We start from the raw sequence: 22,293 nt of genomic DNA, 5'->3' as shown, positions 1-22,293 counted from the left end.
TCCAAATATATCCTCGGCGAATGTTTTTTTGACCTTTCAATACAAAATATCTCTCTGACTTAGCACCAAAATCCATAAAGTTCCTTAAATATCGTCTCATTAATGAGAAGTTAATTTGCTTTACTTATTTTATTTTGAAATGACACGCAAACGTTTGCGTCATTGCTATCACTCGTATTTGAGTGCTCTAGATCACATAAAGTCATGCTTTTCGATGACATTAAATTGACAGTTTTGGGATTTGTCTTGGGATTTCTTGGAGTTATAGTGCTCGCCGTCAGTGAAGCAGCAATATGCATCACTGGTCAGGAACCATACCCAAGTAACTTTTATGCAAAATTGCGGAAGTTACTTCGGTATCAAAATCAAAGGATTTGAATAAAAGAATTGAAATACAACGTCAGTCAGGCGGCGCATTTCGTTACGAACAAGAGAACTTCTTTTAGAGGAATCAATAATGAAAAAACTAGCAGCGGTAATTTCAGCTTCTTTACTTATGGCTTCAGCAGCACACGCAGAAGTGTACGTGGGCGGTAAGATGGGTAAGTCTTGGATGGAAGACGCTTGTGTAGCTGGTCAAGCTTGTGACAAAGATGGCTCTACTCTAGGTGCTTTTGTTGGTTACGAAATGAATGACTACTTCTCAGTAGAAGCAGGCTTCGACAACCTTGGTGATTTTGACCAAACTTCTTTCGGCGGTCACGTAGAAGCAATCACTCTTGCTCCTAAATTCAGCCTACCAATCACTGAAGACATTGCTCTTTACGGTAAAGTTGGTGGCGCATATCTAATGATGAACGACGGTAAAGACGATTACTCTTACCTAGGTGCGGCTGGTCTTGAGTTCAACGTTAGCCAAAACGTAACAGCACGTGCGGAATACCAAACAATCACTGATATCAACAACGATTCAGTAAAAGCAATGGGTAACACAGCAACTCTAGGTGTGTCATTCAAGTTTGGCGGTCAAGACGAAGTGGTTGTTGAAGAAGAGCCAGTAGTTGAAGAAGTAGTAGTAGAAGAAGTTGTTGCACCAGTTGTTGTAACGAAAACTTTCGAAACTCAAACAATCGGTACAGGTAGCTTTGCGCTAAACAGCACAACGCTTAAACCTGCGAGCGCAGCAAAACTAGACGACCTAGTAGCGTTCCTAAACGAGTACCCACAAGCAAACGTTGATGTAATTGGCTACACAGATACTTCTGGTCCAGCGGCATACAACCTAAAAGTTTCTGAGAAGCGTGCTGAATCTGTAGCAAATGCTCTTGTAGAGAAAGGTATCGATGCTTCTCGCATTCACGCTCGTGGTGAAGGTGAAAACAACCCAATCGCTTCAAACGACACTCGTGAAGGTCGTGAGCAAAACCGTCGCGTAGAAATCGTTGTTCCTGAGTTTGAATACCAAGTTCAACAATAATCGCGAAATCTAACACTAACCGTTAGAAAGCTAGATACGAAAAGCCCCAAAGAGTTCGCTCTTTTGGGGCTTTTTCTATATATCCAAGTGACTTTAAGATTCCGGGTTCAGAGCGTTGTCATTGATTCCCTATTTACCGAAAGCAAGCAAGGAAAACAACGTAGCGTACCTGCTCTTTCCAAGTTGTTTGACGCAGCCATTGGTTTAATAAAAAAGCGAGTCAATGACACACTCCCAAAGGGTACTCTTTGCAAATAGTAAGAACCTTGGCTTGTATACTTTGTTGTCGGTTCTTGATTTAGGTCCACTAGACCTTTAAATCGTCGCCGCGTCTACAAACCAAGTCATTCTCGCTGAACCCAGCATCTCGAGGTTACTTAGGTATATCTGTTTATCAGCGAAGAACACTCAATGAAAGGAAGGAATAAAGGTCACTTGAGGTCAATGCTGTTGAGACGCCCCATAAACGTCAGGATTTCCAGGTTATCTTTGTGTGCATCCAGCAACGCTTTCTTTGTTTGCATATAGGCGGCCAGTTTGCCGTACTTGTTAATAGAGCGCACGACCGTTTTATATTTGTACTCGCCAGCATCGTTAAACTCACGCCATTTCGCAATGTAGCAGGTGTCTCTATTATCAGGATCCTCTAGGGTAGGGTTAGGCTTATGGACAATCTTTGGTTCGACGCTATGCGGCAGTCTGGTCATTAAATAAGGGTCTTTCAACAGACGACGCCAAAATTTACCCCACATCTCCCGTCCAAGCTCGTTACGCAGCTTGATAGCCTTTTTAAGCCCTTTCTTTTCTCCAATGCGAACGAAACCTACGGAGCGGTGTAAAACCGTGTCATCCGGTGTGTGGATATGAATCTTGAAGGCCGTTTTGCCCTTCGAGATGAAGCGGTGTCCAGTGTTTGTAATTAAATTGCTCTTAGACATAGTGCTAACTAATAGTTTTGTTAATAGCTAAAAGGGTAAGCAAAACTCATAGATAATTAAAGTAATAAAATACAAAACTGTAAATAGCATGAGTATTGAATCTTTTCTGATACATCTAAATCAAGACAGAATTCTTGAGTTAGGCACTCCCTCAAAGCCGGCAAAAAGTTTGTCTGCTAAGAGTAGTCGATAAAGGCAAGGCGTCATCATACAATCGTTTATTAACGTTTTGACAAGCAAAGATCGCCTTCAAAAAAGAATATGAAATGAGTTATGAAGACTTAAAAGAATGGATGGCTCAGTTTTACCTTGAGTAAGGTTTGCTTATTGGGAGAATTCGGGGCATCAACCTCAATGCATGGACATTTTGTGGATACAAACAAAAACGCCTTAGCTAAAGTTATAGCTAAGGCGTTGATCTATGTGGCGCCCCCAGTAGGATTCGAACCTACGACCTGTCCCTTAGGAGGGGACTGCGCTATCCAGCTGTGCCATGGGGGCGTAATCAAATAAGATGCGTTGCCTATGATATTCAAAAGTAGGCATATGGCAATGCTTTATACGTGCATCTACAACATCTTGTTCATTACGTCGCCAATTTGCACGCTAGACGCAAGGTTTGGCTGGTCAATCGTGAGCTCCGCTTCGTGTTCGTAAACACGAGAAACCGTTAGGGTAATTTCACTCTGAGACACCTTGTTACGCGGCAAGCCATTTTGATCGATGAACGACGCCGTGTGCCAAAGTTGTAGCTGGTCGCCTTCTTTTACGCCGTGCATACGACCAAGATCCATGGTTACGGTATTGCCAAATACTGCAACGACTTCAGGAAGTGTGATCTTACAAGACAGCTCTGATTCTAGGTCTAGCATGATATTGCGGCTCACACGCAGCATCATCTCACCGTAAGTCGATGCCCAGAAACGTGCGCTACGAGTATCTACTTGACTGGTTTTTGCAAAAGGCCAGTGTGCCACTTCACGATAGTTTTTGTGGTAGACCTCGTGACCTGTTTTGCCATCAAAGACTTTCATCTCTAGTGCAAACTGACGGTTGATCACATCATCTTGGAGTAGTTTGGCATCAATGGTTGCCGTTAAGTCTGTAATCACACCACCGATGATGTACTGAGCGCCATTATCTTGAGCAATCATCTGGGTGCGTTCTGGTGACTTCGCTGAGATCGAATAGTCTGTGGTGCCGACAGAAACAAAGCTGCGCGATGTTTGATCTAACTGGCGGTTGACGACGTGACTAAAATCATTGCCCACGTTGTAGATCTGTCCCATCACCGCTTGCTGCGGAGAGGCAACATCAATATTGCCGACTAATACCGTCTTCTTGTATTGATTCACGTGGCAACCCGTTGCCGACGGATAGATGTCCACTCGGATCCTCATTTCCATCTTGCCGCCACGTTTACGTTCAGATTCTACCAAGATGTAACGTACTTCATGGTTCGTGAATTGGTACTCTTTACGGCTTTCTTCTAGCAGTGGCATCAAGTTACTGATGCTACCGATATCCGCACCCGAAAAGTTGACGGCTTTAAAGAGTGCGTCCTCTAACGCATGTAGCCTTGCCGCTTCATCTGAAGAAACGATCGTGGCAACGCCTGTCACTTCATACCAAGATGCCACCGCACGAAATGGTAGGATCAATATAAAAGTGATTGATATAAGGCTAAAAAATAATTTTTTCATTGTTTGTAACCGTTCGGGTATAAATATTGCTTTACCAATTTCAGTGAAGTTTGGTGAGCTTTCTTTCGTTCGACAAACAGAAGAAAAGCAAAGACTGTTCCAAGATTGCACTTTATAGAAATGAAGTCAGTAAAGAGCAGTAACACCTAAGATTATCTGGAGAATCAAACCATGAAAAGATGGCTTGTTGCCGCATCGATGATGACGCTTTTAACATCGTGCGCATACTCACCAATTTATAATGGTAAAGAACCGTACTCTGGCAGTCAGTTCATGTTAATGGACAGTCCACGCCATACGATGGATTTCTTTATTGAAAGCATGACTGAAGAGTTGATGGTTTCAAACGTTGCAGTGTCGTCACGTACGCCCGTTGCGATTACTTCTTTTGTCGACCTGCAAAACATGGATTCAACCAATTGGTTGGGTAACTCAGTATCGGAAGGGTTTATCCACCAGTTCCAACGTCGCGGTTTTAAAGTTGTCGACTTTAAAACGACAGGTTCAATCCAAGTAACCCAACAGGGTGATTTCGCTCTGAGCCGAGATTGGCAAGATCTGGCACAAGAGCAAGAGATCCAGTACGTATTGACGGGCACAATGCTACGTCAAGAAGGCGGTGTCCTCGTCAACGCACGCATTGTCGGTATGCAGAGCCGCATTGTTGTTGCTACGGCGCAAGGCTTCTTACCTGCGGACCGTATCGGTCGTGATCTGGATACGCTTAATAGCATCCGTACTCAAGATGGTGTGTTGATTCGTTCTGACCCAACCATCCGTCAGCCATACACAGTGATTCTCCGCCCGTAGGAAACAGACATGAAGAAGTTATTATTTATTATCGCGACCTTAGTGCTGGTGGGTTGTCAGCCTCTGCAGCAGATGCGTCAAGACGAAATTTTAGTGGCGGTGGGTTATGCAAGCGTTAGTGAACAAACCGGTCGCACAATGGAAGAGAAGCGCGTTCGTGCAATGCGTGCATCTAAGATCGATGCGTACCGCGAACTTGCCGAGCAAGTATATGGTATGCGTGTAAGTGGTCGTGCGCAGTTGGAAGACCAACGTTTAGGCATTGAAAGCACAAGCGGTGCTGTAGACGGTGTGATTCGTGGTGCAGAAGTGGTACGTAGTTACTTAGTTGAAGACAGCTATGTGACAGAGTTGCGTTTGGATATCCGTAAGATGGATAAATTGCGCGACTACGGTGAAGTGCAGCAGGTGCCTGAGAAGCGTCAGCAGACCTTGTTCTAATTCAATCTTCACTAAACAGATGATCTTTTTGAGCGGCTGATTGGCAACAATTGGTCGCTTTTTTATGCGTGATACTTTTTGGGAATGAGTGAAGCTAATAAGCTTGCTGTATTAGACGGCAGTTTAAATAGACTGAGGGACAGAAGAAAAGAGCTAGGCTTTGATGTTGGTGCCTAGTGTGGAGATGGTGTGAGTTTTACCGCCGGAGTTGTAAGTCATGCCGACCTTTCCGTGCGTGCGTTGAAGCATGTTGTTGAGTTTATTGAAACTCGATTGGGCACGATTGAGCGATTCACCATTCATTTGGTTTACTTGCTGACAATCGAGAACGATAGATTGGATTTGAGCGACAACCTGACTCAGGTTTTCATCTTCGGTAAGTTGATTGACGTGCGGGTGAGAGGCGATTCGCTGGTCGGTGGTTCTTAGTTGACCAATGAGTGTCATCTTTTCCTTGGCGAGTTTTTCGATCTCAGTAGATACACGAGCGCTGATCGCCTGTGTTTCTTGACGTAACACACCAGAAAGTGCTTTTGCATTTTCTAGTTGGAAGTTTACAAGATCGACTAATGCTGCCATGAATACTTACCTTGGGCCTAAGTCAGTTAGCTTTTGCCTTGCAATTCATTTTCAAACTTAATCATATTGTCAGCCAGTTTTTCTGGGTCAACTTTGTATGAACCGTTTGCAATTGCTTCTTTAATTGCCGCCACTTTCGCGCTGTCATAAGCCGGAGAAGCTGCCATATCCTTTTGGAGTTTGCTGACTGCTTTGCCTTGTTGGCTTAATGATACCGCGTCTTGTTGTGCTGGCGCTTTCTTTGATTCTGTTGTGCTGGTCGCACTAGAATCAGTACGTGCAGGAGCGCGACTTGTCGTCGTCATCATCTGACCTGAACGTATATTATCTATACCTGCCATATCTCAACCTTAAACTCGTATCGTAATACTGGTATCCAGACTATCGACCAAGCGCAAAATAACTTTAGAGATTTTTTGCATTTTTATTGATCGATTTGCCGTACACCAGCCTACCTTAGAAGGTGATGGTGATTTCCGCAATACCTGTCACAATTCCTTCTATTATACGTTGGGACTTATCATTTTTCACTCTTACTTGATCACCAGATGATCCATCTTGCAATGCCGTACCCTGTGTGGTGATGGTCATGCCGCCTTTTACGGCTCGAATCGTCACTTTTTCATTTCGGCAAACTACGCACACATCGTTACGTTCGACCACGTCACCCAAGCGAACATTGCGTTTTAACTTTGCGCCAACTACTTGCTCAAAGTTAGTAAAGCCATCTTTGCGAAAACGCTGAAGCTCGATCATTGATGTGGTGACATCTGAAGCGCTAATGATCTCGCCGCGACCCAATTGGCGGGTAGAAACGATCATTGGCACTGACGCTGAGATCCTAACTGGGACATAAACTTTCCAGTTGTCAGCCAGACACTCGACTAAGACGTTGATGTTGCTACGTGTGCTACTGGTTGATGATGCAGACGTTTCCAGTGGCTCTGGGCAATCCGTGGCTTTGATACGTGGATCAATATTTGCCGCATTGACTGTTAATTTCCCTCCCGCTGGCTGCTCTACCGTGCTAAGAATGTGCTGTTCAGCGGCGGTTCTGATTTGCTCAATTTGACTTTCCGTTGCTGAATGAACAAAAAAGCTAAACATACTGAGCAAAATGCCGATAAACTTAGCGTACTTTGTAAATAACGCTCTACATATTGTCATAGTAAATGGTGTCGAATTCATATTATGATACGCCATACTGTTTCTCTGGTATTATGCCTGCCAGTGGTAGAGTATCATTTAAAAACAAAAAGTTTGAGATGGAGATGAGCATATGACGGGGATTCTTGACTCGGTGAATCAGCGTACGCAACTCGTCGGCCAAAACCGATTGGAGCTACTTACTTTCCGATTGATGGGTCGACAGCGCTACGGCATTAACGTATTCAAAGTAAAAGAAGTACTTCAGTGCCCTAAGCTGACTTCGATGCCAAATCTACACCCGCTGGTTAAAGGTGTCGCTCATATCCGTGGCCATACCGTGTCAGTGATCGATTTAAGCTTGGCTATTGGTGGTCGTCCGACGACTGATATCGACAAGTGTTTTGTTGTGATCGCTGAGTTCAACCGAACAATCCAGGCGTTCTTGGTATCTTCTGTTGAGCGTATCATTAACATGCACTGGGAAGCGATTTTGCCGCCGCCAGATGGCGCAGGTAAAGCACACTACCTAACGGCAGTCACTAACATCGACAACGAGCTAGTTGAAATTCTGGACGTTGAGAAGATCTTGGCTGAGATTGCACCAGTAGATGAAACCATGGATTCAACCATCGGTGAAGAAATTGCAGTCGCAGAACAAGAAAAGCCAATCGTACGTCGTATTTTGATTGCGGATGACTCTACGGTTGCGCGTAAACAGGTTGAAAGAGCAATTACTTCTATCGGATTTGAAGTTGTCTCTGTGAAAGATGGTAAAGAAGCGTACAATAAGCTGATCGAAATGGCACAAGAGGGTAGTATCTACGATCAGATCTCCTTGGTGATTTCGGATATCGAGATGCCAGAGATGGACGGCTATACCTTAACAGCTGAAATTCGCAGAAATGCAGATTTGAAGAACCTTTATGTTATCCTTCACTCCTCATTGAGTGGCGTCTTCAACCAAGCTATGGTTGAGCGTGTAGGTGCGAACACCTTCATTGCGAAATTTAACCCAGACGAATTGGGTAACGCGGTTAAATCTGCTTTAACACAATAAAAGAGACATTAATGACTGCTATTACAATCAGTGATCAAGAGTATCGTGACTTTAGCCGTTTTCTAGAATCACAATGTGGCATCGTATTAGGTGACAGCAAACAGTACCTAGTGCGCAGTCGACTGAGCCCGCTTGTGACTAAGTTCAAGCTTGCTTCTTTGTCGGATCTGCTGCGTGATGTCGTGACAGGTCGCAATCGTGAGCTGCGTATTGCTGCTGTTGATGCAATGACGACTAACGAAACATTGTGGTTCCGAGATACTTATCCGTTCACGGTATTAGCTGATAAACTATTGCCGGAGATGGCGGCAAACAAACGACCAATCAAAATTTGGTCTGCAGCCAGCTCGTCAGGTCAAGAACCTTACTCAATGGCGATGACTGTTCTGGAAACACAACAGCGTAAACCAGGACTGCTTCCGAACGTATCGATTACGGCTACGGACATCTCATCGAGCATGTTGGATATGTGTCGTGCGGGTTTGTACGACAACCTAGCATTGGGACGTGGTCTTTCTCCTGAGCGTCGCCGCACCTTCTTTGAAGATGCGGGAGACGGCCGCATGAAAGTGAAAGACAACGTAAAACGCCTAGTGAACTTCCGTCCTCAGAACTTGATGGACAGTTATGCACTTATGGGCAAATTCGACATCATCTTCTGTCGCAATGTACTGATTTACTTCTCGCCAGAGATGAAGTCTAAAGTACTAAACCAAATGGCAAACAGCCTTAACCCCGGTGGTTACTTATTGCTTGGTGCGTCAGAATCGCTAACAGGTTTGACTGACCGATTTGAAATGGTGCGCTGCAACCCTGGCATTATTTACAAGTTAAAATAGCGGACTCTTTAACCCATTCCAAAGCCTGACCTTGTGTCAGGCTTTTCTTTTTTATTCGATTTTCTTTTTCCTTGTCTTTTTCACGTCTCTTATTCTTACATCGCTTTTTCGCGCCCTTGTTCTAAAAGCTCACGCCATTTTTGCCTGCTCCCGACCATAGGGTGTATATTTTTTAAAGAGTCGAGCTGATTACTCGATTCGTATGACACTCCATCAATAACATTGGCTTGCTTATTGCAAACCATTACGTCGATAACTGAAGCGGCAAAATGGCATGTTCTATTTTTGGCACGCTAATTGCTTTTTAGTTATTAATTACGGTCAGTTCTTAATGTAGAGGCAAACATGGCTATATCTTTTGACAACGCACTAGGCATCCACCAGTACACGGTGGGCGTACGTGAGCGCAACGCGGAGGTGATTTCCACCAACATCGCGCAAGCAAACACGCCTGGTTATAAAGCAAGAGGTTTAGACTTTGCCAAGGAATTGCAGGCGGCAACATCTGGGGCAAGCATTGGTCTTAGCCGCACAGATGGTCGGCACATTCCTGCCACTACAACGTTGGTCGGGGACAAGTTATATCGTCTACCTACGCAACCAGATACGGGCGATGGCAACACGGTTGATTTGGATTTAGAGCGTAACTTGTTTATGCAAAACCAAATTAGACACCAAGCATCACTCGACTTTCTAGGCAGCAAATTCAAGAACTTAACCAAAGCAATCAAAGGGGAATAATTTAGATGAGCTTATTTAACGTTTTCAATGTGACAGGTTCCGCAATGAGCGCTGAGTCTGTTCGTCTGAATACTACCTCAAGCAACTTGGCGAATGCCGACAGTGTCAGCAGTTCTGCGAAAGACACTTATAAGGCTCGTCATGCTGTGTTTGGTGCTGAGTTAAGTAACGCCATGCGTGGCGGTGATACGGTGCCAGTGAAAGTGATGGGTATTGTAGAAAGCGATAAACCGCTTAGTGCGGAGTACAACCCTGACCATCCCCTTGCAAACGAGGAAGGCTACATCTACAAGCCTAACGTGAATGTAATGGAAGAAATGGCAAACATGATTTCAGCTTCTCGCGCATACCAAACTAATGTGCAAGTGGCTGATTCTAGTAAACAAATGCTGCTGCGTACGCTGCAGATGGGTCAATAAGGATAAGGGGGTAGCGTATGGCCGGAATTAACAACGTTGGTCAAAGCGGCTTGTCCTATATCGACCAGCTTAAAAGCCTACAAGAGAACAAGAAGACTGAAGAGAGTACTGGTAAGCAGGATCTGAAACAGGAAGACTTCCTATCTTTGCTCACTAAGCAATTGTCTCAACAGGACCCTTTTAAGCCGGTAAGTAATGACCAGATGATTGCGCAAATGGCGTCATTTGCGACCGTAGATGGTATTGGCAAGATGAACTCTCAGTTCGAGAGCTTAAACTCGTCAATGACATCAAACCAAGCGTTACAAGCTTCCTCTTTGGTTGGTCGTGACGTATTGGTCCCAGGTGCGGCGGGTGTGAAGCAAGACAATGCGGCAATGGCGGCAATGGTTAAGCTAGCACAACCGATCGACAACTTATTTGTCCGAGTAGAAAACGAAGCGGGCCAACTGGTGCGTACTTTTGAGGTAGGTGCGAAACCAGCCGGTGATACTCGTGTACTTTGGGACGGTAATGATGAAAACGGTAATCCGATGCCTGCTGGCAAATACAATGTGAAAGCGTCTGGCTTGGTAGAAGGGGAGTCTCAAGAGTTCCCAGTATCTACTTACGCGAACGTGAACAGTGTGTTGCTAGGCAAGGGTGACGGTAACGTATTACTCAATCTGGCAGGCTTTGAATCGCCAGTTCGACTTGCAGAAGTTTTGGAAGTTGGCAAAGCGTAATCAATAGCACGTCAGGTTAGGAGATTTTGGAATGTCATATGTATCTTTAAGCGGTTTGTCCTCCGCTCAACTGGATTTGAACACCACCAGTAACAACATTGCGAACGCCAACACGTACGGCTTTAAAGAGTCTCGTGCGGAATTCAGCGATGTGTACTCAAACTCTTTGTTCACTAACGCAAAAACCACTCCGGGTGGCGGTGCACAAGCGAACCAAGTGGCGCAACAGTTCCACGAAGGTTCAAGCATTTACACCAATAACCCAATGGATTTGCGTGTATCGGGCACGGGCTTCTTCGCGGTAGCGAAAGATCGTCTTATCCCACAACAAAATGAAATGACACGTAACGGTGCATTCCATTTGAACAAAGACAACTACATGGTAACAGCGAACGATGAGTTCCTACTTGGTTACCAAGTAAACCCAGAGTCTGGTGAGGTTTCATCTTACGAGCCACAACCAATCAATATTCCTGCAGAATTTGGTAAGCCAAAACAAACAGCGAACATTGAAGTGGGTGTGAACTTACCTGCTAACGGTGATTTGAAAGATCCAACTCAGTTTGATTTTTCTGACCCGGATACATATAACCGCTCTACGTCTTCGACGATTTATGACTCAATGGGTCAGTCTTACAAGTTAACTACGTACTACTTGAAAGACCAAACTCAACCGAACACGTGGCAAACCTACTACACCGTGACAGATAAAGGTGGTGAGAAGCCATTGAACATCGCAAACGGTGATGCGGCAACGCCAACGGGTCATGTTGGTCACACAATGAAGTTCAACAACGACGGTACATTGGCGAGCCTAAACAATGGTCAGCCAATCACATCGGTAGCGTTGGGCGATCCTGCGACAAACACGACACCACTTGATCTGAACGGTGCGGACATTGCGCAAACACTTAACTTTGGTTTAGGTTCAGCAACACAGTTTGCCGCTCCATTTGAGCTAACTAAGTTCGATGAAGATGGTGCGACAACAGGCTTCCTAACCAAAGTCGACTTTGATGAGAACGGTAGCGTGTTGGGTACTTACTCAAACGGCGAAAACGTAACATTGGGTCGTGTAGCGCTGGTTCGTGTTCCTAACGAGCAAGGTTTGGATAAAAAAGGCGGTACTCAATGGGATTCAACACAGTTCTCTGGTGACAAGATCTGGGGTGAATCTAACAAGGGCTCTTTCGGTACTATTAACAACGGTATGCTAGAGCAATCAAACATTGATATGACTCAGGAGCTGGTGGATCTGATCTCTGCTCAGCGTAACTTCCAAGCGAACTCTCGTGCGCTAGAAGTACATAACCAGCTACAACAAAATATCCTGCAGATTCGCTAGAGCGCTAGTTGATAGCTCACTAGGTAATCTGTTTAATCAAACGCTGCGCTTGCCGCTTCGTTTGATAACATCATGACATTCATCTGATGCTCAACCTGAAATTACCTCAATTCAGGTTGGGCATGCTTTGATCTCCAGCTTGCCGCTATTGCCGCTAAGCGGATCAAAACATTGCCTCTCTTTTGGTTGATTCTCATTGAATTGCCATCTTAAAGACTACATTTCATATTCAAGCTTTTGATTAATAACATTATTTTAATGTTGGCATAACTATTGCTTTTACTCCTTCGTACAGAGAATTTTTGGAGTAATTTATGGATCGCGCACTGTTTCTCGCAATGAGCGGCGCCAAGCAAAATATGCAGGCCCTGCAATTGCGTGCCAACAACTTGGCAAACGTGAGTACAACGGGTTTCCGTGCTGACTTGGCACAAGCTCGTTCTATGCAAGCTTATGGTGAAGGTTTACCTTCACGTGTATTCAGCATGACGGAACGTCCAGGGCACAACTTTGCGCAAGGTAGTGTGATCACTACAGGTCGCGATCTTGATATTACAGTGGAAGGCAGCGGTTGGATTGCGGTTATGGACCAAACTGGTAAAGAAGGTTTGACGCGTAACGGTAACCTAAAAGTTGATCAAAATGGCTTGCTGACAAACGCTAGTGGTCATGTGGTACTGGGCGAAAACGACGCGCCAATTACGTTGCCCATTCCAGTCTCCAAAATCGAAATCGGTCGTGATGGCACCATCTCTGTACTGCCTCAAGGTGCGCCGGCCGAAGAATTAGAAGTGGTTGATCGTATTAAGCTTGTACGCACAGACGATCAAAGCTTATTTAAAGATACCAATGGCTTATTCCGCCATAAAACTCCAAACCAGCCTTACGAAGCAGACGGCACTATCAGCATCCAAACTGGTGCAATTGAAGGTAGTAACGTAAATGCCGTGGGTGAAATGACTGCTCTGATTGACCTTCAGCGTCAGTTTGAAATGCAAGTCAAGATGATGAGCACCGCTGAAGAGATGGATAAATCTTCAGATTCATTGCTTCGTATGAGTTAACAGAGTTAGAGGTTCACAATGCATCCAGCACTATGGGTAAGTAAAACGGGTCTAGATGCCCAGCAGACCAACATCGCAACGATTTCGAACAACTTGGCGAACGCCTCTACCGTGGGCTACAAAAAAAGCCGCGCGGTATTCGAAGATCTTTTCTACCAAAACATTAACCAGCCTGGCGGTCAATCGTCTCAAAACACTGAACTGCCAAGTGGTTTGATGCTGGGTGCCGGCTCTAAAGTGGTTGCGACACAAAAAGTGCACACGCACGGTAACGCGCAAACTACAACTAACGCTCTCGATATGATGGTAGAGGGTGATGGCTTTTTCCAAGTGACACTGCCAGACGGCAACATTGGTTACACTCGTAACGGTCAGTTCACGCTAAACGGCGAAGGTACGCTAGTGACCTCTGGCTCCGGTTACCCAGTTGAGCCAGAGATCGTGATTCCTGAAGATGCTATCTCGATTACTGTCGGTACTGACGGTGAAGTCTCTGTACGTATCCGTGGTGAGCAAAACAACGTTGTGGTTGGTCAGTTAACCATTACCGATTTCGTAAACCCTGGTGGTCTAGAGCCAATCGGTCAAAACCTTTACCTACCAACAGGCGCAAGCGGTGACCCACAAGAAGGTGTCCCTGGTCTTGATGGTTTGGGCGAAATTCGTCAATCCATGCTTGAAGCATCAAACGTGAACGTGACTGAAGAGTTGGTCAACATGATCGAAGCGCAGCGTGTGTATGAAATGAACTCAAAAGTGATCTCATCTGTCGACAAGATGATGAGCTTCGTTAACCAGCAGCTTTAATCGCTAGAATCGGGATTTAGGAGCCAATGATGAAACGTATTTGTCTACTTGCACTTATCGCTACGATGTCTGGCTGTACGATGCTAGAGCCTATCGAAACAGATGAAGTCAGCCAAGCAACAACAGTGGTTGATGCGGTTGAAGGCGATAAGTCGAAAGACGAGAGCAGCGGCATCATTGATACTCTGCGTGGCAGAAGCGATCCAGTAGCAGGCGATCCGGCATGGGCCCCGATTCATCCTAAGCAAAAGCCAGAGCATTACGCGGCAGCAACGGGCTCTTTGTTTAGCGCAGAACACATTACTGACCTGTACGATGACTCTAAACCTCGTGGCATTGGTGACATCATTACCGTGACGCTCGATGAGACGACTCGTGCGACTAAGAGCGCAAATGCGGATCTATCGAAAACCAACGACGCGAAGATGGAACCGCTGTCGGTGGGTGGTCAAGAGCTGCAAGTGGGTGGTAAGTACAACTTCTCTTACGATTTGAACAACACCAACACGTTTGCTGGCGATTCTTCGGCGAAACAGAGTAACAGCATCAGCGGTTACATTACGGTGGAAGTGATTGAGGTGCTGGCAAACGGCAACCTAGTGATCCGTGGCGAAAAGTGGATGACGCTAAACACGGGTGACGAGTACATTCGCCTGAGCGGCACAATTCGTCCTGATGACATCAACTTCGACAATACTATTGCGTCAAATCGCGTATCTAACGCAAGAATTCAATACTCTGGCACGGGTCTACCACAAGATATGCAAGAGCCTGGTTTCTTGGCACGATTCTTTAATGTAGCCCTATAAAACGCCGCATTGACGGCAATTTGACTGCAAGAGATTAAGTAAGCATGAAAAGAATCCTATTAGCACTGATGAGCGTTGCACTGTTCGCAACCACAGCCCATGCTGCACGTATCAAAGACGTCGCGCAGGTGGCTGGTGTGCGTAGTAACCAACTCGTGGGTTATGGCTTGGTTTCGGGCTTACCAGGAACGGGTGAATCCAATCCGTTTACAGAACAAAGCTTCGCGGCAATGCTGCAAAACTTCGGCATTCAGATGCCGCCGGGCACAAAGCCAAAGATCAAAAACGTTGCCGCAGTAATGGTAACGGCTGAGCTACCTGCGTTTTCGAAACCGGGTCAGCAAGTTGACGTGACGGTTTCTTCAATCGGTAGCGCGAAAAGTTTACGTGGCGGTACCTTGTTACAAACTTTCCTAAAAGGTCTAGATGGACAAGTTTATGCGGTTGCTCAAGGTAATCTTGTTGTCAGTGGTTTCAGTGCAGAAGGTGCCGACGGCTCAAAAATCGTTGGTAACAACCCGACGGTCGGTCTTATCTCTAGCGGTGCGACAGTAGAGCGTGAAATCCCAAACCCATTTGGGCGTGGCGACTACATCACATTTAACCTACTGGATTCTGATTTCACAACTGCGCAGCGTATGGCTGATGCGGTAAACAACTTCCTTGGTCCTCAGATGGCAAGTGCTGTCGATGCCACGTCTGTGCGTGTTCGTGCTCCACGAGACATCAGCCAACGCGTTGCATTCCTATCGGCAATTGAGAACCTAGAGTTTGACCCGGCAGATGGCGCAGCAAAGATCATTGTTAACTCTCGCACTGGCACTATCGTGGTCGGTAAGCATGTCCGTCTTAAACCAGCGGCCGTAACGCATGGTGGTATGACAGTCGCAATCAAAGAAAACCTTAACGTTAGTCAGCCGAACAGCTTCTCTGGTGGTCAAACGGTTGTCGTGCCGGATTCTGATATCGAAGTGAGTGAAGAAAAAGGCAAGATGTTCAAGTTTGAACCGGGTTTGACACTGGATGATCTCGTTCGTGCGGTTAATGAAGTTGGTGCAGCACCTTCTGATTTAATGGCGATTCTGCAAGCATTAAAACAAGCTGGTGCCATTGAAGGCCAGTTGATCATCATCTAATCGATTAGGAGGCAAACCATGGTGAACAATCCTAACGATATCGGCTTTATTCACGACATCAGCTCCCTTGATACGCTGCGTCAGAAAGCCGTAAAAGAAGGCAAAGACGGCGAGCATGAAGCACTGCGTGCGGCTGCTCGTCAGTTTGAATCTATCTTTACGTCGATGATGCTGAAATCAATGCGTGAGGCGAATGAAGGCTTCGAATCGAACTTCATGAATAGTCAGAACGAAAAGTTCTACCGCCAAATGCTTGATGAACAAATGGCAAGTGAACTGAGTGCTTCAGGTTCAATGGGGCTAGCTGACATGATTGTTAAGCAGTTGACGGTAGGCCAGGGCGATGACAAGAGTGAAACAGCAATGCGCGATGCGGCAAACAATGCTGTGGAATATCGTCGTGTAGACCCTAAAAAAGCGCGCGAGATTGAGCAGCGCTTGATTGAATCGGGTCAGCTGTCTCGTCCTGGTTCAGAGCCGTCACGTTTTGATACACCAGAATCCTTCGTTAACTCGATGAAGCCTTACGCTGATCGCGCAGCAAAAGCACTGGGTGTCGAGCCGTCATTACTGCTTGCTCAAGCCGCGCTAGAAACAGGCTGGGGGCAAAAGGTGGTGAAGAATGCGCGTGGTAGCAGCAACAACTTATTCAACATCAAAGCGGACAGAAGCTGGCAGGGTGATAAGGTAACGACTCAAACCTTGGAATTCCATGACAATACGCCAGTGAAAGAGACTGCAGCATTCCGCTCTTACTCTAACTACCAAGACAGCTTTAATGATTATGTGCGTTTCTTGAATGAAAATCCGCGCTACGAAACCGCTCTTCAACAGAAAGGTGATTCGGAATCATTTATTCGTGGTATCCATAGTGCAGGTTACGCAACCGATCCAAATTACGCAGACAAAGTACTGCAGGTGAAGCAGAAAATCGAGAGCATGTAATTCATAACGATTTTGAATGCTTAAGACACTTCTTGATAAGGCTTGCTATGGTGCAAGCCTTTCTTTTTTCCTAGGTTTCTCTTTCTTTTCTAAACTGGCACATCTTTTGCTAAATGCTAACTAGGTGATCGGTCAATACCGATTTTATTTCGTTTTTGGGGGCATGTATGGCGTCAGATCTGTTGAATGTGGGTACACAAAGTGTGCTTACTGCTCAGCGACAGTTGAATACGACTGGTCATAACATTTCTAATGCTAATACAGAGGGTTACAGCCGTCAGTCTGTTATCCAAGGCACCAATGACCCACGCCAATTTGGCGGATCTACCTACGGCATGGGCGTGCATGTGGAAAATGTTCGCCGCTCATGGGATGAATTTGCCGTTAAAGAGCTTAATTTGTCCACCACCAACTACGCCAATAAGCTAGATAACGAAAAGAACCTCGATTTGCTGTCTGGCATGTTGTCTTCTGTGGCATCGAAAAAGATCCCAGAGAACATGAACGAATGGTTTGATGCTGTGAAAACCATGGCGGACACTCCCAATGACATGGGGGCGCGTAAAGTCGTGTTGGAAAAAGCCAAACTGCTTAGCGATACCTTAAACGAATTCCACGAAACCGTACGTCAGCAATCCGATGTGACGAATAAGTCACTGGATATGGGCATTGAACGCGTGAACCAACTTGCCGTTGAGATCCGCGATGTTCATCGATTGATGATGCGAACCCCTGGTCCTCATAACGATTTGATGGACCAACATGAAAAGCTGATTAAAGAGCTGTCTGAATACACCAAAGTTACCGTGACCCCGCGAAAAAACGCTGAAGGTTTCAATGTGCATATTGGTAACGGACATACGCTTGTTTCAGGCACTGAAGCTAGCCAGCTGAAGATGATTGATGGCTTTCCTGACGTCCATGAACGTCGTCTTGCTATGGTTGAAGGTGGCGGCATTAAAGCGATCAAATCGGACGATATTGACGGCAAAATTGGGGCACTATTGAAAATGCGCGACGAGCACATCCCTCAAGTGATGGATGAACTTGGTCGCCTATCGGTTGCTTTTTCAAGTGAAGTGAACCACTTGCAATCACAAGGTTTGGACCACTACGGCAATGTCGGTGACCCTTTGTTTACCGATGTGAACTCAGAGCCGTTAGCGAAATCTCGTGTGGTAGCCGGACCTCAATCTACTGCTGATATGGCGGTATACATCAACGACATTAGTGCGCTGAAAGGCGGTGAGTATTCGCTTCGTTACGATGGCGACAGCTACAGTGTGACGAAGCCGAATGGTGAAACCGTTAAGCTGAACACCGATTCAGGGAATGCGTTCTATCTTGATGGTATGCGAGTGGAAGTGCGCAATGAACCTAAAGTCGGTGAGCACATTTTACTTCGCCCAACGCGCAGCAGTGCGGCACAAATAAAAGTTGAAACCAACGACCCAAAAGCCATTGCAGCGCAGAGCTATGAAGCGTCAACCACATTCGCTCAAGGCAACGCGAAGTTTGAAATCGTTGACGCAGGTGACCTACGAGAGTTTGAGGTAGTGGTTTCTCCTACCGGCGATCAATTTGCTGTTACGGACACCAAAGGCAATGTGCTTATGGCTCCGCAGCCATACCCACCAACTGGACCTGTGTCGGTAAGCCTACCAAGTAACCATCCGGGTTATAAAAACGGTGGCGCGACGGTATTTGAGCTCACGAGTGGTGCACTACCTAACGATAAGTTTACGGCTAACCTTGTGCCTTCTGAAGGTGATAACGGCAACTTACGTAAGATGCTGAATATTCAAACCGACAAGAAGATGAACGGCAATGAGTCGACTCTGGTTAGTCTTTACTACAACTTGAACACAGATGTGGGCTTGAAGACATCTACTGCAAGTCGTTTAGCCGATGTCGCTCAATTAGAAAGTGAAGCAGCGCAAGAGCGAGTGGCGTCGATCTCGGGGGTAAACCTCGATGAAGAAGCGGCAAACATGATGAAGTTCCAACAGGCGTATATGGCCTCTTCTCGTGTGATGCAGGCGGCAAATGACACCTTCAACACCATCTTGCAATTGCGATAACAGGAGGCCGTAGATGTTAACTCGAATTTCCAGCTTCCATAACTACCAGTCGGTGCAAAACGATTTGCGCCGTCAGGAAAACAAAGTTCACCACAATCAGGAGCAACTTGCTTCTGGTAAGCAGTTGACCAAGCCGAGCGATAACCCGTTGGCGACGCACTACATACAGAGTATTGGTCAACAAGAAGAACAGCTAAAGCAGTACCTTGATGCAATCGTTCTGGTTCGTAACCGACTAGAAAACCAAGAGGTCGTGATTGCCAATGCTGAGGAGTTCACCGATGAATCGAAGCGTATTTCGATGGAAATGATCAACGGTGCTTACTCTCCAGAAGACCGTGCCGCGAAAAAGCGCGAGCTTGAAGAGATTGCCAATAACTTCTTGGCGCTAGTGAACACTCAAGATGAATCAGGTAACTACGTTTTTGCCGGTACTAAGCCGAAAACTCAGCCGTTTTTTAGAGATAACGATGGCAGCGTTGTGTACACCGGCGATGATTACCAACGCAAGATGAAGATTGCGAGCAATATTGAGCTAGGCATCAACTACCCGGGTAACCACTTGTTTTCAGAGATCCCGAATCCATTTGGTGATTTCGAACCACAATACGATTTACAAGAAGGCTCTGAGTTGTTGCTTGGTCAAGCAACGAGTGCGTCAGAAGATAACTCAAACTACAAAGTGACCTTTGTGGATATGAGTAACGGCAAGTTTGGTTATCAGTTAGAAAAAGATGGCAGCATCGTGCAGGTTGATGATTATTCACCTGTTGATGGCATCAAATACGAAGGCGTGAATATTCAGCTTAAAGGTCAAGTATCGGCTGGCGACAGCATTACGTTAGAGCCACGCCAAACCTTTAGTATTTTTGATGCGTTTAGAGAAACCATGCAATGGTCGGAGAGCTCAGTATCAGACGCTTCGGCGACCGCGAAGCTGCATCAAATGACAGAAGAATTCCAAGCGGCATTTGTTCACATGAACAAAGTAAGAACCGATTTGGGTGCTAAGTTGAGCACGCTCGATATTCAAGAGCAAAACCACGAAGATTTTAATTTGTCTCTGGCGAAAGCGAAGAGCAATTTTGAGGATTTGGATTATTCCAAGGCGGTCATCGAGTTCAGCGAGAACTCACGTGCACTGCAAGCCTCGCAACAGGCTTTTGGTAAAACCAAAGACCTAACGCTATTTAACTATATTTAGCGACACTTAATTCGATCTAGCGCTGCTGAAACCTAGCGAGATGCCCATAGCATCTGAATGGAAGAGTAACGCCTTTAATCCGTAATTTTAATGCCTTATGTGCAAAGCCTTAAGCGCGAGAAATCAACGGAAAATGCCGAGTAATGCGAGCCAAGCGGCACGATTTTACCGAAAGCGGCAATGAGGTTCGCGGCAAATCAAGCGGCAATAGATCAACAACTGGCTGATAACGTAACTCAGCAGAAGGATAAGGCGAATACGCCCTTTCATTGCTGAACTAACTTGTTGTTTATTTGCTCGTTTTTAAAAGAGTGAGTTATTAAATTCAAGTTGGCACACAAATTGTATTAATGTTGTCAGAACAGACTTACGAGATTCTAAACCCTGCCATATAGGCAGATTTAGCAAGTAATTTTTACGGTCAGTGCTTATCCAAATGAGAGTAAAGCTGGCCGCTTCGCAAAAGCTTGCGAACTCAAAAGGAGAGCAAAATGGCTGTAACAGTTAGTACTAACGTCTCCGCGATGACCGCGCAGCGTTATTTAAACAAGGCGACCAACGAACTTAATACTTCGATGGAACGTCTTTCATCTGGTCACAAGATTAACAGTGCAAAAGACGACGCAGCAGGTCTACAGATCTCTAACCGTCTAACGGCTCAGTCTCGTGGTCTAGATGTGGCAATGCGTAACGCAAACGACGGTATCTCGATTGCCCAAACGGCAGAAGGTGCGATGAACGAAGCGACGTCAGTAATGCAACGTATGCGTGACTTGGCGATCCAATCTTCAAACGGTACTAACTCTCCGGCTGAGCGTCAGGCGATCAACGAAGAATCATCAGCGTTGACGGATGAACTAAACCGTATCGCAGAAACGACATCATTTGGTGGTCGTCGTCTATTGAACGGTTCGTTTGGTGAAGCAGCATTCCAAATTGGTTCAAGCTCTGGTGAAGCAATGATCATGGCCCTAACAAGCATCCGTGCGGATGACCAACGTATGGGCGGTGTGACTTTCTTCTCTGAGAATGGCAAAGACAAAGACTGGGGTGTTGATCCTGCTAAAGCAGATCTAAAAATCACACTACCAGGTATGGGTGAAGATGAAGATGGCAACCCAGATGATCTAGAAATCAGCATCAATGCGAAAGCAGGCGATGATATTGAAGAGTTGGCAACGTACATCAACGGTCAATCTGATATGATTAACGCATCGGTGAGTGAAGACGGCAAGCTGCAAGTATTTGTAGCGCACCCGAACGTTCAAGGTGAGATTTCAATCTCTGGTGGTCTAGCTTCTGATTTGGGTTTAAGTGACGAGCCAGTACGTACATCAGTACAAGACATCGATATGACAACCGTGCAAGGTTCTCAAAACGCGATTTCAGTATTGGATTCAGCACTTAAGTATGTTGATTCACAACGTGCGGACCTAGGTGCGAAGCAAAACCGTCTAAGCCACAGCATCAACAACTTGGCAAACATCCAAGAAAACGTCGATGCGTCTAACAGCCGAATTAAAGATACGGACTTTGCGAAAGAAACAACGCAAATGACCAAAGCGCAAATTTTGCAACAAGCAGGTACTTCGATTCTTGCTCAAGCGAAACAATTGCCAAACTCTGCGATGTCACTATTGCAGTAGTTTACCTAGCCTGTACTCAATACATTCAGACGTGGATGGGAATGCAGGCTTTTGGCAAGCAACTTTATAATAGAATGTGCGGCTCTCTCATCTCTCACCTGCCAATCATTTTCAATGTAAGGTTGCACCCGGTGTGTCGGATATGTGTTCATTTCTCTTGATCTCCACATAGGCTCTGGCTACCAACCTAGCCCCGGTTCTCTCAAAGGAAAAGGGGCTTTTTCTTTTCTATCTTCCAGCAAACCTCCTTACTGATACCGCTCTAACTGACTGCTTTTATTCGCTTTTGGTTGTTTTATGTACAAAACATTCCGCTCGGCGTGAATCTAAGAAACTTGAGCGCTTTTTTCTACTTTTCTCCAATTTTTCTAGCCAAATCTCGCTAATTCACTTTTTTTTATTTTTTTCTAAAGCTTCTGAAATCCGAGTCGTTAATAG

At 45.7% G+C, this 22,293-nt stretch carries 22 protein-coding genes and 1 tRNA gene; 17 read left to right on the top strand and 6 right to left on the bottom strand.

All coding sequences use genetic code 11. From position 1 onward, the window contains the following. Window positions 1-457 precede the first annotated feature (457 nt). Window positions 458-1,417, top strand: coding sequence for an OmpA family protein (locus tag OH463_RS16965; RefSeq protein ID WP_005449221.1), 960 nt, complete (start codon window positions 458-460; stop codon window positions 1,415-1,417). Between the two features lie 431 nt (window positions 1,418-1,848). On the opposite strand, the gene OH463_RS16960 is transcribed toward OH463_RS16965, so the two are convergent. The 3 genes from OH463_RS16960 to OH463_RS16950 all read right to left on the bottom strand — a co-directional run bounded on the left by OH463_RS16960 (window position 1,849) and on the right by OH463_RS16950 (window position 4,058). Then, window positions 1,849-2,355: a hypothetical protein gene (locus tag OH463_RS16960; RefSeq protein WP_005449220.1), complete on the bottom strand. Its 507-nt coding sequence runs from the start codon at window positions 2,353-2,355 to the stop codon at window positions 1,849-1,851. Between the two features lie 424 nt (window positions 2,356-2,779). Beyond that, window positions 2,780-2,856: transfer RNA gene (locus tag OH463_RS16955), tRNA-Arg, on the bottom strand. 68 nt (window positions 2,857-2,924) lie between these two features. After that, entirely contained in the window at window positions 2,925-4,058 is a 1,134-nt protein-coding gene (locus tag OH463_RS16950; RefSeq protein WP_047514822.1) for a flagellar assembly protein FlgT, read from the bottom strand. Between the two features lie 171 nt (window positions 4,059-4,229). Between OH463_RS16950 and OH463_RS16945 the strand changes: the two genes are divergently transcribed. Together OH463_RS16945 and flgP are read left to right on the top strand one after the other, a co-directional pair. After that, window positions 4,230-4,868: a FlgO family outer membrane protein gene (locus OH463_RS16945; RefSeq protein ID WP_005449216.1), complete on the top strand. Its 639-nt coding sequence runs from the start codon at window positions 4,230-4,232 to the stop codon at window positions 4,866-4,868. 9 nt (window positions 4,869-4,877) lie between these two features. Then, window positions 4,878-5,309 carry a flagellar assembly lipoprotein FlgP gene (gene flgP / locus OH463_RS16940; protein ID WP_005449214.1) on the top strand — a complete coding sequence of 144 codons (432 nt, stop codon included), beginning with the start codon at window positions 4,878-4,880 and terminating at the stop codon, window positions 5,307-5,309. 153 nt (window positions 5,310-5,462) lie between these two features. On the opposite strand, the gene OH463_RS16935 is transcribed toward flgP, so the two are convergent. The 3 genes from OH463_RS16935 to flgA all read right to left on the bottom strand — a co-directional run bounded on the left by OH463_RS16935 (window position 5,463) and on the right by flgA (window position 7,091). Then, on the bottom strand, window positions 5,463-5,888 hold the full coding sequence (locus tag OH463_RS16935; RefSeq protein WP_005449212.1) for a flagella synthesis protein FlgN: 426 nt from the start codon (window positions 5,886-5,888) through the stop codon (window positions 5,463-5,465). Window positions 5,889-5,914: 26 nt separating this feature from the next. Continuing rightward, entirely contained in the window at window positions 5,915-6,229 is a 315-nt protein-coding gene (gene flgM, locus OH463_RS16930; protein ID WP_005425628.1) for a flagellar biosynthesis anti-sigma factor FlgM, read from the bottom strand. A 115-nt stretch (window positions 6,230-6,344) separates the two neighbouring features. Further along, on the bottom strand, window positions 6,345-7,091 hold the full coding sequence (gene flgA, locus OH463_RS16925; protein WP_017818938.1) for a flagellar basal body P-ring formation chaperone FlgA: 747 nt from the start codon (window positions 7,089-7,091) through the stop codon (window positions 6,345-6,347). A 76-nt stretch (window positions 7,092-7,167) separates the two neighbouring features. Here flgA and OH463_RS16920 point away from each other — a divergent pair, with 76 nt between their 5' ends. The 14 genes from OH463_RS16920 to OH463_RS16855 all read left to right on the top strand — a co-directional run bounded on the left by OH463_RS16920 (window position 7,168) and on the right by OH463_RS16855 (window position 21,855). Beyond that, the gene (locus OH463_RS16920; protein ID WP_005449208.1) at window positions 7,168-8,094 is read left to right on the top strand and encodes a chemotaxis protein CheV; all 927 of its coding nucleotides are present in this window, start codon (window positions 7,168-7,170) and stop codon (window positions 8,092-8,094) included. 11 nt (window positions 8,095-8,105) lie between these two features. Beyond that, window positions 8,106-8,933, top strand: a complete 828-nt coding sequence (locus tag OH463_RS16915; protein WP_009696835.1) for a protein-glutamate O-methyltransferase — start codon at window positions 8,106-8,108, stop codon at window positions 8,931-8,933. A 345-nt stretch (window positions 8,934-9,278) separates the two neighbouring features. Next, window positions 9,279-9,674: a flagellar basal body rod protein FlgB gene (flgB, locus tag OH463_RS16910; protein WP_005449205.1), complete on the top strand. Its 396-nt coding sequence runs from the start codon at window positions 9,279-9,281 to the stop codon at window positions 9,672-9,674. Window positions 9,675-9,679: 5 nt separating this feature from the next. After that, on the top strand, window positions 9,680-10,093 hold the full coding sequence (gene flgC, locus OH463_RS16905; RefSeq protein WP_005393132.1) for a flagellar basal body rod protein FlgC: 414 nt from the start codon (window positions 9,680-9,682) through the stop codon (window positions 10,091-10,093). 17 nt (window positions 10,094-10,110) lie between these two features. After that, a complete protein-coding gene (gene flgD / locus OH463_RS16900) occupies window positions 10,111-10,818 on the top strand; it encodes a flagellar hook assembly protein FlgD (protein WP_005449203.1) in 708 nt (235 codons plus the stop codon). A gap of 31 nt (window positions 10,819-10,849) precedes the next feature. Further along, entirely contained in the window at window positions 10,850-12,163 is a 1,314-nt protein-coding gene (gene flgE, locus OH463_RS16895; protein WP_005449201.1) for a flagellar hook protein FlgE, read from the top strand. Between the two features lie 314 nt (window positions 12,164-12,477). Then, a complete protein-coding gene (locus OH463_RS16890) occupies window positions 12,478-13,227 on the top strand; it encodes a flagellar basal body rod protein FlgF (protein WP_005449199.1) in 750 nt (249 codons plus the stop codon). 18 nt (window positions 13,228-13,245) lie between these two features. Continuing rightward, window positions 13,246-14,034, top strand: a complete 789-nt coding sequence (gene flgG, locus OH463_RS16885) for a flagellar basal-body rod protein FlgG (RefSeq protein ID WP_005449197.1) — start codon at window positions 13,246-13,248, stop codon at window positions 14,032-14,034. Between the two features lie 29 nt (window positions 14,035-14,063). Further along, entirely contained in the window at window positions 14,064-14,843 is a 780-nt protein-coding gene (gene flgH / locus OH463_RS16880) for a flagellar basal body L-ring protein FlgH (RefSeq protein WP_005449195.1), read from the top strand. 44 nt (window positions 14,844-14,887) lie between these two features. Continuing rightward, window positions 14,888-15,979 (top strand): flagellar basal body P-ring protein FlgI, encoded by a 1,092-nt coding sequence (locus OH463_RS16875; RefSeq protein ID WP_253650692.1) that lies wholly within the window; start codon window positions 14,888-14,890, stop codon window positions 15,977-15,979. Window positions 15,980-15,997: 18 nt separating this feature from the next. After that, on the top strand, window positions 15,998-16,924 hold the full coding sequence (gene flgJ, locus OH463_RS16870; RefSeq protein ID WP_005449191.1) for a flagellar assembly peptidoglycan hydrolase FlgJ: 927 nt from the start codon (window positions 15,998-16,000) through the stop codon (window positions 16,922-16,924). Window positions 16,925-17,091: 167 nt separating this feature from the next. Beyond that, entirely contained in the window at window positions 17,092-19,005 is a 1,914-nt protein-coding gene (gene flgK / locus OH463_RS16865; protein WP_005449189.1) for a flagellar hook-associated protein FlgK, read from the top strand. A gap of 13 nt (window positions 19,006-19,018) precedes the next feature. Continuing rightward, entirely contained in the window at window positions 19,019-20,209 is a 1,191-nt protein-coding gene (flgL, locus tag OH463_RS16860; RefSeq protein ID WP_005449187.1) for a flagellar hook-associated protein FlgL, read from the top strand. A gap of 491 nt (window positions 20,210-20,700) precedes the next feature. Then, complete coding sequence (locus tag OH463_RS16855; RefSeq protein WP_005449185.1) at window positions 20,701-21,855, top strand: flagellin; 1,155 nt, start codon at window positions 20,701-20,703, stop codon at window positions 21,853-21,855. The last annotated feature ends 438 nt before the right edge of the window (window positions 21,856-22,293 follow it).

This window comes from Vibrio sp. NFR (assembly GCF_027587095.1).
Lineage (GTDB): Bacteria > Pseudomonadota > Gammaproteobacteria > Enterobacterales > Vibrionaceae > Vibrio > Vibrio harveyi.
This window is presented reverse-complemented; position numbering and strand designations above follow the sequence as displayed.